General features: G+C 60.5%; 11 protein-coding genes. 10 read left to right on the forward strand and 1 reads right to left on the reverse strand.

Features of this window, described 5'->3' with window-relative positions; translation table 11 throughout:
* Positions 1 to 53: 53 nt before the first annotated feature.
* The 5 genes from ISN39_RS11805 to ade all read left to right on the forward strand — a co-directional run bounded on the left by ISN39_RS11805 (position 54) and on the right by ade (position 6,473).
* On the forward strand, positions 54 to 371 hold the full coding sequence (locus tag ISN39_RS11805) for a metalloregulator ArsR/SmtB family transcription factor (protein WP_074069088.1): 318 nt from the start codon (positions 54 to 56) through the stop codon (positions 369 to 371).
* 290 nt (positions 372 to 661) lie between these two features.
* Complete coding sequence (locus tag ISN39_RS11810) at positions 662 to 1,987, forward strand: aspartate aminotransferase family protein (RefSeq protein WP_194727615.1); 1,326 nt, start codon at positions 662 to 664, stop codon at positions 1,985 to 1,987.
* A gap of 222 nt (positions 1,988 to 2,209) precedes the next feature.
* Positions 2,210 to 3,268 (forward strand): alpha/beta fold hydrolase, encoded by a 1,059-nt coding sequence (locus tag ISN39_RS11815; RefSeq protein ID WP_194727616.1) that lies wholly within the window; start codon positions 2,210 to 2,212, stop codon positions 3,266 to 3,268.
* Between the two features lie 267 nt (positions 3,269 to 3,535).
* Positions 3,536 to 4,642, forward strand: coding sequence for a branched-chain amino acid ABC transporter substrate-binding protein (locus ISN39_RS11820; RefSeq protein WP_092585054.1), 1,107 nt, complete (start codon positions 3,536 to 3,538; stop codon positions 4,640 to 4,642).
* Between the two features lie 133 nt (positions 4,643 to 4,775).
* Positions 4,776 to 6,473 (forward strand): adenine deaminase, encoded by a 1,698-nt coding sequence (gene ade, locus ISN39_RS11825; protein ID WP_194727617.1) that lies wholly within the window; start codon positions 4,776 to 4,778, stop codon positions 6,471 to 6,473.
* A gap of 313 nt (positions 6,474 to 6,786) precedes the next feature.
* Here ade and ISN39_RS11830 read toward each other — a convergent pair whose 3' ends face one another.
* Positions 6,787 to 8,424 (reverse strand): alpha-glucosidase, encoded by a 1,638-nt coding sequence (locus tag ISN39_RS11830; protein WP_194727618.1) that lies wholly within the window; start codon positions 8,422 to 8,424, stop codon positions 6,787 to 6,789.
* Positions 8,425 to 8,692: 268 nt separating this feature from the next.
* Between ISN39_RS11830 and ISN39_RS11835 the strand changes: the two genes are divergently transcribed.
* From ISN39_RS11835 to ISN39_RS11855, 5 genes are read left to right on the forward strand one after another with little or no spacing between them, the layout of a single operon-like run.
* Positions 8,693 to 10,273: a peptide ABC transporter substrate-binding protein gene (locus ISN39_RS11835; protein ID WP_194727619.1), complete on the forward strand. Its 1,581-nt coding sequence runs from the start codon at positions 8,693 to 8,695 to the stop codon at positions 10,271 to 10,273.
* Between the two features lie 47 nt (positions 10,274 to 10,320).
* Positions 10,321 to 11,244, forward strand: a complete 924-nt coding sequence (locus ISN39_RS11840; protein ID WP_022714146.1) for an ABC transporter permease subunit — start codon at positions 10,321 to 10,323, stop codon at positions 11,242 to 11,244.
* Complete coding sequence (locus ISN39_RS11845; RefSeq protein WP_194727620.1) at positions 11,241 to 12,158, forward strand: ABC transporter permease subunit; 918 nt, start codon at positions 11,241 to 11,243, stop codon at positions 12,156 to 12,158. Before ISN39_RS11840 ends, ISN39_RS11845 begins: the two co-directional genes overlap by 4 nt.
* A 2-nt stretch (positions 12,159 to 12,160) precedes the next feature.
* Positions 12,161 to 13,153, forward strand: a complete 993-nt coding sequence (locus tag ISN39_RS11850; protein ID WP_074069096.1) for an ABC transporter ATP-binding protein — start codon at positions 12,161 to 12,163, stop codon at positions 13,151 to 13,153.
* Positions 13,146 to 14,129 carry an oligopeptide/dipeptide ABC transporter ATP-binding protein gene (locus ISN39_RS11855; RefSeq protein ID WP_074069097.1) on the forward strand — a complete coding sequence of 328 codons (984 nt, stop codon included), beginning with the start codon at positions 13,146 to 13,148 and terminating at the stop codon, positions 14,127 to 14,129. Before ISN39_RS11850 ends, ISN39_RS11855 begins: the two co-directional genes overlap by 8 nt.
* The last annotated feature ends 44 nt before the right edge of the window (positions 14,130 to 14,173 follow it).

The following is a 14,173-nucleotide window of genomic DNA, read 5'->3' on the forward strand; positions in this document are numbered from 1 at the left end:
TCTAACGCCCTGTGCCTATACGGATACATAGTTCGCTTAGGAAGATTGGAAATATGGAAACCACTAACCTTTCAGACCACTCTAACGTGGCGGCCGCCCTTTTATCAGCGATGGCGAACCCCAAGCGCCTCCTGATCCTCTGCAGTCTCGTCAAAGGCGAGGTTCCTGTCGGCGTCCTTGCGACCCAGGTTGGCCTCAGCCAGTCCGCGCTTTCGCAGCATCTGTCAAAGCTGCGGGCCCAGAAGCTGGTAAAGACCCGCCGTGACGCGCAGACCATTTATTACTCGAGCAATTCGGAGCCGGTGATGAAGATCCTGGCAACGCTCGAGGACATTTATGCAGTCCAGGGCCGCAGCAGATCTGCAGCATAGACGCAGACATAATGTTTGCTAAAAAGCCGTGCCGCCAAAGGGATGTTTCCGGAATGGCATGGTGAGCAGTATTTCAGCACGATAATATAACTTTGGCCGGCAAATCTCTCGATTTGCCGGTTTTGTTATTTGCGGGAAAGCTGCGACATTCCATACGCCAATGGCCGGAACGCGCCATCGATGGTGGCGTCCATGGCTTGACGCCCCAAGAAGCGCTGATAATTTGACCGGACAGTAAAAATATGGGCGCAAAGCCCCGGGGACGGCCCCGCGACGGCCAGGAGAACAGCATGTCCAATCGCCTCAACGCACCGAACGATCTTCGCGCCTTCTGGATGCCCTTTACGGCAAACCGGCAATTCAAGAAGGAGCCGCGCATGTTCGTCGGCGCCAAGGACATGTATTACACGACCCATGACGGCCGTCAGGTGCTTGACGGCACCGCCGGTCTCTGGTGCGTGAATGCCGGCCACTGCCGGCCGAAGATCACCGAAGCGATCCGCGAGCAGGCCGGCGAGCTCGATTATGCCCCAGCCTTTCAGCTCGGCCATCCGAAGGCCTTCGAGCTTGCGAACCGCCTCGTCGATATCGCGCCGGAAGGCATGGACCACGTCCTCTACACCAATTCCGGATCGGAGTCGGTGGAGACGGCGCTCAAGGTGGCGCTGGCCTACCATCGGGTGAAGGGCAACGGCTCCCGCTTCCGCCTGATCGGCCGCGAACGCGGCTATCACGGCGTCAATTTCGGCGGCATCTCGGTCGGCGGCATCGTCTCCAACCGCAAGATGTTCGGCACGCTTCTGACCGGCGTCGACCACATGCCACATACGCATCAGCCGGGCAAGAACACCTTCACCCGCGGCGAGCCGGAACATGGCGGCGACATCGCAACCGAGCTGGAGCGCATCGTCACGCTGCATGACGCCTCCACGATCGCCGCCGTCATCGTCGAGCCGGTCGCAGGTTCCACGGGCGTTCTGATTCCTCCGAAGGGCTACCTGCAGAAGCTCCGCGAAATCTGCACCAAGCACGGCATCCTTTTGATCTTCGACGAAGTCATCACCGGCTTCGGCCGCCTCGGCGCCCCCTTTGCCGCGCAGTACTATGATGTGAAGCCCGATATCATCACCACGGCCAAGGGCCTCACCAACGGCGTCATCCCGATGGGCGCCGTCTTCGTCACCTCCGAGATTCATGACGCCTTCATGAACGGCCCGGAGCACATGATCGAGTTCTTCCACGGCTACACCTATTCAGGCAACCCGATCGCCGCCGCCGCCGCGCTTGCCACCCTCGACACCTACAAGGAAGAAGGCCTGCTCACCCGCGCTGGCGAACTCTCGGATTACTGGGCCGACGCCCTTCACTCGCTGAAGGACTGCCCGAACGTCATCGACATTCGCAACACCGGTCTGATCGGCGCGATCGAACTCGACCCGATCGCCGGCGAACCGACCAAACGCGCCTTCACCGCCTTCCTGAGGGCCTATGAGAACGGCGTGCTGATCCGCACCACAGGCGACATCATCGCCCTTTCCCCGCCGCTCATCATCGAAAAGAGGCACATCGACGAGCTCTTCGGCAAGCTGCGCGGCATTTTGCAAAACAACATTTGAGACCGGCGCAAGCGTCTTAGTCGCCGTCCCGCCGAGTTAATACGGCGGTGTCGGCTATTGACGGTAGAGCTGCCGTCGTTGGTTTCAGGCATTCGCTCCATGGAACCACATCCATGAGAGGCGGAGATTTTCTCGAAGGCGGCGACCTCGATCGCGTTGCGGGTCGCCGCCCGCACACATTCCCGGCAGGAAAGACGAGTTCATTTCCAGCCGGAGGTTTCCATGCTCAAGTTCATGCTTTTTATCGCCTTGCTCGTCTCATTCTCCGCCCAGTCGGCATTCGCCGCGGTCGGGTTCCGCGAGATGACCTTGCCGGACAAACAGGGCCGCCCCATGCATGTCAGCATCTGGTATCCCACGGATACCGACCGGGAGCCGGTGCTGCTCGGCGAAACGCCCGCCTTCAGGGGCCAGCCTGTCGTCAAGGATGCCGAAGCCGGGACCGGCCCTCACCCGCTGGTGCTTCTTTCACACGGCTATGGCGGCAGTTGGCGCAACCTCGCCTGGCTCGCGAGCGAACTTGTCCACAAAGGCTATGTCGTCGCAGCACCCGACCACCCCGGCACTACCGCCTTCGATATGCGGCCACCTGAAGCCGTATTTCTCTGGAAGCGCCCGCGCGATCTCAGCCGCGTTATCGACGCGTTGCTTTCCCGTCGGGAGCTGACCGGCGGCATTGCGAGCGATCGCATCGCTGCCATCGGTCATTCGCTCGGCGGATGGACGGTCATCGAACTTGCCGGCAGTCGCTTCGATGCCAAAGATGTAGTGAAGAATTGCGTGACACAGTTCGGCTCTCTCTATTGCAAGATATTCAAGGCGTTGGGTGTCGGGCGGGACGCGGCCTCCACTTTAGCGATGGGTGCCGATCTCAGCGACCGACGGATCCGCGCGGTCGTCACGCTTGACCTCGGCCCCGGACGCGGCCTTACGCCGCAAAGCCTCGCGTCCGTCCGCGTGCCAGCGCTCGTGTTCGGAGCGGCCGAGGATGTCGACAAGGAGACCGCCGCCAAAGCGGATATCGCCGCCACCAACAAGGACTCTGCCTATTTGGCTCAGTATCTGCCTTCTGCCACGACCTCCTATGCTCTCGTCCCCGGCTCCCTGCATTTCAGTTTCATGCAGCCTTGCAAACCGGGAGCGGCAGCGCTGATTGAGGAGGAAGCTCCGGGCGAAAGCATCGTCTGCAAGGATGGTCAGGGCGCCGATCGAAACGCCATTCATCGACAAGTTGCCGATATGATCGTCGCCTTCCTGCAAAGAGCCCTTCCAACGAGATAGGTCGTGAAAACTTAAAAAAATCGCGATCGACGCCTGTTCCATTCCGGATTTGCCGAAGACGGGCCTCGCTTTGTTATCTCCTTGCGTAATCGCAGCAAAATTCATAGAAAATTGATCTGTGCCTTCCGAAGCCAAAAGTGGCCGGAAGGCGCGTTGACCGCACCGTAGCCGTCGTCTTTTGGCGCATCCCTTTGGGGTGTTGAACGGACGGGTTTCGTTGTCGCGGCAGTCATCGCGGGCCAGAAGCCCCACCCAAGGAGAACGAAAATGAGTCTGAAGACTTTGACTGGCGCGACCCTTGTCGCATCGCTGGCCTTTGCGCCATTTGCCTATGCCGACATCACCATCGGCCTGATCGCACCGCTGACCGGACCCGTTGCCGCCTATGGCGACCAGGTAAAGAACGGCGCGCAGACCGCCGTTGACGAGATCAACAAGAAAGGCGGCATCCTCGGCCAAAAGGTAGTCCTGAAGACTGCCGACGACGCGGGCGAGCCGAAGCAGGGCGTTTCCGCCGCAAACCAGCTCGTCGGCGAAGGCATCCGCTTCGTCGTCGGTCCCGTCACCTCCGGCGTCGCCATCCCCGCTTCCGACGTGCTTGCCGAAAATGGCATCCTGATGGTGACCCCGACGGCGACAGCACCGGACCTCACCAAGCGCGGCCTCACCAACGTGCTGCGCACCTGCGGCCGCGACGACCAGCAGGCCGAAGTCGCCGGCAAATACGTGCTCAAGAACTTCAAGGACAAGCGCGTCGCCATCGTCAACGACAAGGGCGCCTATGGCAAGGGCCTTGCCGACGCCTTTAAGGCAACGCTCAATGCCGGCGGTGTCACCGAGGTCATCAATGATGCGATCACTCCCGGCGACAAGGATTTCAGCGCGCTCACCACCCGTCTCAAAGCCGAAAATGTCGACGTGATCTACTTCGGCGGCTACCACCCGGAAGGCGGCCTGCTTGCCCGTCAGCTCGCCGACCTTTCCGTCAAGGCAACGATCATCGGCGGTGACGGCCTCTCGAATAGCGAATTCTGGAATATCGGCACGGAAGCTGCTGCAGGCACCGTCTTCACCAACGCATCCGATGCGACGAAGAGCGCTGACTCCAAGGCAGCCTCCGACGCGCTTGCCGCCAAGAACATCCCGGCCGAAGCCTTCACGCTGAATGCTTACGCGGCCGTCGAAGTCCTCAAGGCCGGCATTGAGAAGGCTGGCAGCGCCGAAGACTCCGAAGCTGTTGCCGCCGCCCTCAAGAGCGGCGAACCGATCGCAACCGCGATCGGCAAGCTCACCTATGGCGAAACCGGCGATCTCACCTCGCAGAGTTTTGCGCTCTACAAGTGGGAAGGCGGCAAGATCGTCGCCGCCGAATAAGGCCTGACAGTTGTGTCCCATTGACCGGGCGTCTAATCGGCGCCCGGTTTTCATTTGTGGGAGCAGTCTCGCTTATAGCGCTTTGTCCGGCACTTCAGTTATAACGGACGGATAGCCAGAGACGAGGATGCCCATGACCACCAAGCTCGAACGCCTCATCGACCAGGGCACAGGCCGCCTGCCGGCCGATATCGTTTTGAAAGGCGGACGTTTCTTCGATCTCGTGACCGGCGAGCTGGTCGAATCCGACATCGCCATCGGCAGCGATCGCATCGTCGGGACCTGCGGCACATATGAGGGAGAAACCGAGATCGTCATCTCCGGCAAGATCGTCGTTCCAGGTTTCATCGACACGCATCTCCACATCGAATCCTCGCTCGTCACGCCGCATGAATTCGACCGCTGCGTTCTGCCCTATGGCGTCACCACCGCCATCTGCGATCCGCACGAGATCGCCAATGTGCTCGGCACCGACGGTATCCAGTTCTTCCTCGATTCGGCGCTCGAAACGATCATGGATATCCGCGTCCAGCTCTCCTCCTGCGTGCCCGCCACACATCTTGAGACATCCGGGGCGGATCTGCCGATCGAGAGGCTCCTGCCCTTCCGCGATCATCCCAAGGTCATCGGCCTTGCGGAATTCATGAATTTCCCAGGCGTGATCCACAAGGACCCGGTCTGCATGGAAAAGCTCGAAGCGTTCCAGGGCAGCCATATCGACGGCCACGCGCCATTGTTGCGCGGGATAAACCTCAACGGCTACCTCGCGGCCGGAATCCGCACCGAGCATGAATGCACGACCGCAGCAGAGGCCCTCGAAAAGATCAGCAAGGGCATGCAGATCCTCGTCCGCGAAGGTTCGGTCTCGAAGGACCTGAAGGCCTTGATGCCGATCATCACCGAGCGTCTATCGCCCTATCTCGCGCTTTGCACCGACGACCGCAATCCGCTCGACATCGCCGAGCAGGGCCATCTCGACTACATGATCCGCACCGCGATCGCGAGCGGTGTCGAGCCGCTTGCGATCTACCGCGCCGCCTCGATCTCCGCCGCCCGCGCCTTCGGATTGATGGATCGCGGCCTCATCGCGCCTGGCTGGCGCGCCGATCTCGCCGTCATCGATAGCCTGGAGCGCTGCAAAGCCGAGATCGTCTTTTCTGCCGGCCGCCGCGTCAGCGATGAACTCTTCGCCACCCGCAAACCGGTTGCGCCAGTGGGTCTCGACAGCGTGAAGGCGCGACCCGTCAACGCCGCTCATTTCGGCGTCCCGGCCACCGAAGGCGAGACGCCGGTCATCGGCGTCACCCCCGGCAAGATCATCACCGAATTTCGACGGCACCGCCTTCCGGCAAAGGGAAACCAGACGGGCATCGACCTAGAAAACGACATCATCAAGGTCGCCGTCATCGAGCGTCACGGCAAGAACGGCAACCACGCCAACGGCTTCGTCCAGGGCTTTGGCCTAAAGAAAGGAGCGATCGCCTCCACCGTCGGCCATGACAGCCACAACATCTGTGTCGTCGGCGTCAGCGAGGAGGACATGGCGTGCGCGGCCAACCGCCTCGGCGAAATCAAAGGCGGCTTCGTGGTCGTCGAGGACGGCAAGGTGACCGGCGAAATCGCCCTCCCCGTCGCCGGCCTGATGAGCCTCGAGCCTTACGAAAAGGTCCGCGACACTCTCCACCATCTCCGCAAGGCAGCCTACGCGCTCGGCGCAACGCTGGAAGAGCCGTTCCTTCAGCTCGCCTTCCTGCCCCTGCCCGTGATCCCGCACCTGAAGATTTCGGACCGGGGCATGGTGGACGTGGATCGATTTGTGCTGATCGGGTGAAAGGCATTTTGGCGAATGAAAAGCAAACCGCTAACTTTTCATGCGGGAATGACGCGCGGAACACGCCACCGCAGAGTTCTTGAAAGTATAGGAGGCTTGACGGAGGAGCGGGTTCGAAGTGGCCGACGGGAGCTTTCCTTTGCTGAAATCGGATCCGAAGCACCCATCTTTGCATTTCAAAAACCTTGGCTGTTTCTGGTCCGCACGCGTCGGCTCCTCCTGGAGGACCTTGGCTTGCCGAGATGGCGACAGCGTCATCGGTTCACATGCCGATTACGAAAAGCCCTTGAAGTGATGCCTGCGACCGCCTGCGTCAAATCCGGCTACAAATCGCGCTTAGCGCTTCAAGCTGGATCGATTCCCCGCCAGCCAATCCGCCAGAGCCCGGCATATCGACGTGCTCGCCAAGCGTCATTCCCACGGGCAATCTAAACTCCGCCCACTTGCGGGTCAGGTTGAAGACGAAGAGCAGTTTCTCGCCATTTTTCTCGCGCGTGAATGCCAATAGATCCTGATTTGTACCGATGAATTCCATATCGCCGTCAAGCAACGCTGGATGCCGCTTCCGGAATTCCAGCATCTGGCGATAATGAGTGAGTACCGAGTTTACGTCCTCTTCTTGCGTATCGACGGAAAGGGCTGCCTGCTCGTAGGGAACAGGCAGCCAGCTTTTCTCTGCCGAGGTAAAGCCTGCATGCGCCTTGCCGGCCTCCCAGGGCATCGGTGTGCGGCATCCGTCGCGGCCCTTGAAGGCGGGCCAGAAGCGGATGCCGTAAGGATCGCGCAGATCCTCGAAGGCAAGTTCCGCTTCGGCAAGTCCCAGCTCTTCGCCCTGATAAAGGCAGATCGAGCCGCGCAGCGCCGCCAGCACGGAAATTGCCAGCTTGGCGATCATCGGCCGCTCCTCCTCGGCTTTTGCAAACCGGCTCACATGGCGCTTGACGTCATGGTTGGAGAAGGCCCAGCACACCCAGCCGTCGACAACCGTCTTTTGAAAGGTCTCGACGCAGTTGCGGATATGCGCGGCCGTGAAATCCGGTCCGAGCAGATCGAAGGTGTAGCACATGTGCAGCTTGTCGCCGCCGCTCGTATAGGCCGCGACGGTCTTCAGCGACCGCGCGCCGTCACCGACCTCGCCGACCGTCGCTCGCGCTTCATATTGATTGAGCAGCGTCCGCAAGCGCTTCAGGAAATCGAGGTTTTCCGGCTGCGTCTTGTCGTGGAGATGGTTCTGCATGCCGTAGGGGTTGCTGTCTGGCGCATCGAGACCGCCGTCGCTCGTATCCGGCTCATGGGGGGGATTGTCGCGAAGCAGCTTGTCGCAGAAGTAATAGTTGACCGTATCGAGTCGGAAGCCGTCGACGCCGCGGTCGAGCCAGAACTTCACGGTCTTCAGCACCGCATCCTGGACTTCCCTGTTGTGGAAGTTGAGGTCCGGCTGCGAGGTCAAGAAATTGTGTTGGTAATATTGGCGCCGCACGCCATCCCATTCCCAGCCCGGTCCGCCGAAGATCGAAAGCCAGTTGTTCGGCGCCGTGCCGTCGCGCTTCGGGTCGGCCCAGACATACCAGTCCGCCTTGGGATTCGTGCGGCTCGAGCGGCTTTCGACAAACCACGGATGCTGATCGGACGTATGCGAGATCACCTGGTCGATGATGACTTTTAACCCCAGCGAATGGGCGACAGCCATCATCTCGTCGAAATCTTCGAGCGTCCCGAAGATCGGATCGACGTCGCAGTAGTCCGAGACGTCGTAGCCCATGTCAGCCATCGGCGATTTGAAGAAGGGCGAGAGCCAGATCGCATCGACGCCGAGCTTGGCGATATGCGGGAGGCGGCGGGTAATGCCCTTGAGGTCGCCGAGACCGTCGCTGTTCGTATCCTGAAACGACCGTGGATAAACCTGATAGATGACCGCACCCCGCCACCAGTCCGCTGCCTGTATCGCCATTGCCGGATTCTCCGCGCCATTCGAAATGCGCACAGACTAAAGCCCGGAAAACAAAAAACAACTGCGCCGATGACCTCTTTTGGGCGGGACGCGCATAGCAAAGAAAACGCCGCCTACGGGCTTGTCCACACCTTGAGCAACCCTCTTTCATTGGGGGTTGCAACGCCAAACCTTTGCGATAAGGTGCGCATTGACTTGCACGTAACAGGTCAAAAACCGGGAACAAATGACTAAGAATAGGCAAAAAAGCCTGGAAAGGTGGCCCAATATGACCCATACAACGAAAAAATTTCTAGCCTCAGCAATGCTTGGCACATTACTGGCTTTCTCGGCCCACGCGGCCACGCTCAATATCCACAATGGCGGCGATCCGGCATCGCTCGATCCGCAAAAGCTCTCCGGCGACTGGGAGAATCGCATTGCCGGCGACATCTTCGAAGGACTCGTGGCCGAAGATGCTAAGCTCAATCCGATTCCGGGCCAGGCCCAAAGCTGGACCGTTTCGGACGACGGCAAAGTCTACACCTTCAAGCTGCGCGACGGCATCAAGTGGTCCGACGGCCAGCCGGTAACGGCCGGAGACTTCGTCTTCGCCTTCCAGCGCCTCATGGACCCGAAGAATGCCGCCGACTACGCCTATCTGCAGTTCACCATCAAGAATGCCGAAAAGATCAACAAGGGCGAGATCACCGATATCAACCAGCTCGGCGTCAAGGCAATCGACGATAAGACGCTCGAGATTACGCTCGAAGCCCCGACGCCGTATTTCATCGGCGCGCTGACTCACTACACCGCATATCCGCTGCCGAAACATGTCGTCGAAGCCAAGGGCGCGGACTGGGTCAAGATCGGCAACATCGTCACCAACGGCCCCTACAAGCCCGTCGAGTGGGTACCTGGCTCGCACGTTACAACCGTCAAGAATGACCAATATTATGGTGTCAAAGATCTGAAGATCGACGGCGCGAAGTTCTTCGTGCTTGAAGACCAGGAAGCCGCGCTGAAGCGCTACCGCGCCGGCGAGTTCGACATCCTTACGGACTTCCCGACGGATCAGTACGAATGGATGAAGAAGAACCTGCCCGGTCAGGCGCACGTGGCGCCGTTTTCCGGCCTCTATTACTACGTGATCAACTCGAGCAAGCCGCCGTTCAGCGACAAGCGCGTCCGCCAGGCTCTTTCCATGGCGATCAATCGCGAGGTCATCGGCCCGCAGATTCTCGGAACGGGTGAACTGCCCGCTTATTCGTGGGTGCCGCCGGGTACGGCCAACTACGGCGAGCCGGCCTACGTATCCTGGAAGGACTTGCCCTACAGCGAGAAGGTCGTCGAAGCGAAGAAACTGCTTACGGAAGCAGGTTTCGGCCCTGACCATCCCCTAACGGCACAGCTCAAGTACAACACCAATGACAACCACAAGCGCATCGCCGTGGCGATTGCCGCCATGTGGAAGCCGCTCGGCGTGAATATCGAACTCGTCAACGCCGAGACCAAGGTGCATTATGATCAGCTGAAAAGTGGCGAAGTGGAAATCGGCCGCGCCGGCTGGCTTGCCGATTACAACGATCCGGACAACTTCCTGAACCTGCTCGTTAGCGGCGTTCAGATGAATTATGGCCGCTGGTCCAGCCCTGAATACGACAAGCTGATCAAGGAAGGCAACGCGCAGACGGATCTGGCCAAGCGCGCCGAAATCTTCAAGAAGGCTGAGCAGCTGGCGCTGGACGATTCCGCCGCCTTGCCGATCTACTATTACGTCTCGAAGAACGTCGTCTCGCCGAAGATCGAGGGCTTCGTCGACAATGTGCAGGACATCCACCGTACGCGCTGGCTGTCGATGAAAGAGTAAGGAAAACGGCCCTTCCCGCGCTCTGCGGGTAGGGCCGGTCCACGATCATGATCAAATATGCACTCCGTCGATTGCTGTCGACGATCCCCGTTCTCTGGATCGCCGTCACAGCCTGCTTTTTCGTTTTGCGCCTTGCCCCCGGCGGCCCCTTCGATGGCGAAAGGCCATTGCCGCCGGTCATCATGAAGAACCTTGCGGCCCACTACAATCTGGATAAGCCGCTGATCCAGCAGTATATGATCTATGTCGGCGACCTGCTGAAAGGCGATCTTGGCCCGTCTTTCGCCAGCGAAGATTTCACCGTCGGGCAGCAGATCATGATCGGCCTGCCCTATACCTTCACGATCGGCACGGCCGCCTTCCTGCTCGCCATCCTTGTCGGCGTCACCGTCGGCTGTCTTGGGGCGCTCTACCAGAACAAGACGCCCGACTATATCCTGGGCGCACTCATTCTGATCGGTGTCGTGCTTCCCAACTTCCTGATCGCCCCGATCCTGCAGCTCGTTTTCGGTATCCGTCTCGGATGGCTTCCAGTCGGCGGCTGGGGTGACGGCTCCTTCAAGTTCCTTGTCATGCCGATCGTCGTTCTGGCGCTGCCGCATGCCGGCCGCATATCGCGCATCACCCGCGGCTCGATGATCGAGGTCATGAACCAGAACTTTATCCGGACCGCCAAGGCAAAAGGCATCGGTCCGCGCCTGACGGTCATGCGCCACGCGCTGAAACCCGCCATGATGCCCGTCGTCTCCTATCTCGGACCGGCGGCAAGCTATCTTCTCACCGGCTCGCTGGTTGTCGAGAGCGTCTTCGGACTGCCCGGCATCGGCCGCTATTTCATCACTGCAGCGCTGAACCGCGACTACGGCATGGTTCTCGGAACGGTCATCTTCTACATGGTGCTGATCGTCTTCCTCAACCTTCTCGTCGACATCGCCTATGCGTGGCTCGATCCGAAAGTGAGAAACCGATGATCCTCAACCCCGCAAGACGCGAGCTTCTCGCTGCCGAGTTGCTGCAGGCCGAAGGCCTAGCCCCCGAAGGCCGTTCGCTCACCAAGGATGCGCTTCGGCGCCTGTCACGCAACAAGGCCGCGGTGATCTCCATCGCGGTGCTGGCGCTGCTCGTCCTCCTCGCCTTCCTCGGCCCTTACTTCATTCCCTTCAACTATGAAGATCCGGACTGGGCCGCCTTCCGCACGCCCCCGGACTTTGCAAGCGGGCATTACTTCGGCACCGATCCGAACGGCCGCGATCTTCTGGCCCGCGTGCTTTACGGCACCCGTGTCTCGCTTGCCGTCGCGCTGACGGCAACCGTCGTCTCCGTCGTCATCGGCGTGCTCTACGGCGCCGTCTCCGGCTATATCGGCGGCAGGCTGGATTCGGTCATGATGCGTTTCGTCGATATCATGTATGCCCTCCCCTACATCCTGTTCGTCATCCTGCTGATGGTGATCTTCGGCCGTAACGTCTATCTGCTCTTCGCCGCGATAGGCGCGCTGGAGTGGCTGACCATGGCCCGCATCGTCCGCGGCCAGACGCTGTCGATCAAGCAGCGCGAATTCATCGAGGCTGCACGCGCCTCGGGGCAGAGGCCTTTCAAGATCATCCTCAAGCACGTCATTCCGAACCTGGTCGGCCCGGTGGTCATCTTTGCGGCACTCACCGTTCCCGAAATCATCGCCACGGAGAGTTTCCTTTCCTATCTCGGCTTCGGCGTTCAGGAGCCGCTGACCTCGCTTGGCACGCTGATTGCCGAAGGCACCGATGCAATGGAGAGCATGCCCTGGCTGCTGGTCTTCCCGGCAAGCTTCCTCGTCGCCCTGCTGCTCAGCCTGCTCTTCATCGGCGACGGCCTGCGCGACGCGTTCGACCCGAAGGATCGCTAACGATGACCGACAACCTTCTCGAACTCAAAGACTACTCGATCACCTTCGAAACGCCGGACGGCCAGGTGAAGGCCGTCTCCAACATGAACCTCACGATCAAGCGCGGCGAGCGCATCGCGATCGTCGGCGAGTCCGGCTCCGGCAAAAGCCAGACTTTCCTTGGCATCATGGGATTGCTCGCCAAAAACGGCAAGACCAGCGGCCAGGCGCTACTCGAAGGCAGGGATGTGCTGTCGCTGAAGCCACGAGAACTCGATCAGGTGCGCGGCAAGGACATGGCCATGGTCTTCCAGGATCCCATGACCGCCTTGAATCCGTCTCTCAGGATTTCCCGCCAACTGACGGAACAGCTTGAGGTTCATCGCGGTTTCACGGCGCGCGCAGCCTCTGCCGAAGCGCTCGACATGCTGAAGCGGGTCGGCATCCCCGACCCCACGCGCCGCTTCAACCTTTATCCGCACGAGCTCTCGGGAGGCATGCGCCAGCGCATCGTGATTGCCATGGCACTGCTCACCAAGCCGAAGCTCCTGATTGCCGACGAGCCCACCACCGCGCTCGATGTCACTATCCAGGCGCAGATCCTCGATCTCTTCAACGATCTGACGGCCGAGATGAATACGGCGCTCGCGATGATCACCCACGATCTTGGCGTCGTTGCCGGCCTCGCCGATCGCGTCGCGGTCATGTATGCCGGCCGCATCGTCGAGGAAGCGCCGGTCGATGAGCTCTTTGAAAATCCGGCACATCCCTATACGGCGGCGCTGCACGCAGCGATCCCGCGCCCGGACCAGGACGTCGACCAGCTCGTCGTCATTCCCGGGCGGCCGCCGAACCTGCAGCACCTGCCGAAGGGCTGCAACTTCTCGCCGCGCTGTCCCAAGGTAGAAGACGATTGCATCGATCGTCCGCCGCCGCTCGAAACGCTTTCACCACGCCATTGCGCAGCCTGCTTCCACCCCTTCCCGCGTATCGAGGAGCTTCTCAATCATGGCTGAACGATCGCTGTTGAGGGTCGAGAACCTGACGACCCAGTTCGAACTGCCCTCCAAAGGTTTCTTCAAGCCGCCGGTGATGCTGACGGCCGTCAACAATGTCAGCTTCGACTTGAAGGAGGGCCGCACGCTCGGCATCGTCGGCGAATCCGGCTGCGGAAAGTCCACGCTCGGCCGCTCCATCCTGCGGCTCCTACGCTCGCAGGAGGGCCGCATCCTCTGGCAGGGCCGCAACCTGCTGGACCTGTCGGACGAGGAGATGCGCGCCGCGCGCCGCGACATGCAGATCATCTTCCAGGATCCGATCGCATCGCTCGACCCGCGCATGACGGTCGGCGACATCATCGCCGAGCCGCTGACCGTCTTCGAGCCGAAACTTTCCAAAGCGCAGCGCCTCGAACGTGTGCGCGAGATCATGAGTGCTGTCGGCCTCGTGCCGGAAATGATCAACCGCTACCCGCATGAGTTTTCCGGCGGTCAGGCACAGCGCATCGGCATTGCCCGCGCGGTCGTGACAAGACCGAAGCTCATCATCTGCGACGAGCCGGTATCGGCCCTCGACGTTTCGATCCAGGGGCAGGTCATCACGCTCCTGCGCAAGCTCCGGAAAGAGTTCGGCCTGACGCTGATCTTCATCAGCCACGACCTTTCCGTCGTGCGGCTGATCTCGGACGACGTGCTGGTGCTCTATCTCGGCAAGGTAGTGGAAGCCGGCGATTGCCAGACGGTCTTCGAACATCCTGCGCACCCTTATACGCAGGCACTGTTTTCGGCCGCACCCATCCCCGATCCGAAGCTTGCCCGCCAGCGCACACGCATCCGCCTTCTGGGCGATCCGCCCTCGCCGCTGAACCCGCCGAAGGGCTGCGTCTTCTCGCCCCGCTGCTGGAAGGCGACGGATATCTGCCGGACAAAAATGCCGCCGACCGAGCATGTGCGCCCGGGTCAAACGGCAGCCTGTTACCATATGGACCGGTAAATCGCGTCCGCTCTGGGTCAGCTCGCGCGCAACACGCGCGTTGC

The organism is Rhizobium sp. 007 (assembly GCF_015353075.1).
Classification (GTDB): Bacteria; Pseudomonadota; Alphaproteobacteria; order Rhizobiales; family Rhizobiaceae; genus Rhizobium.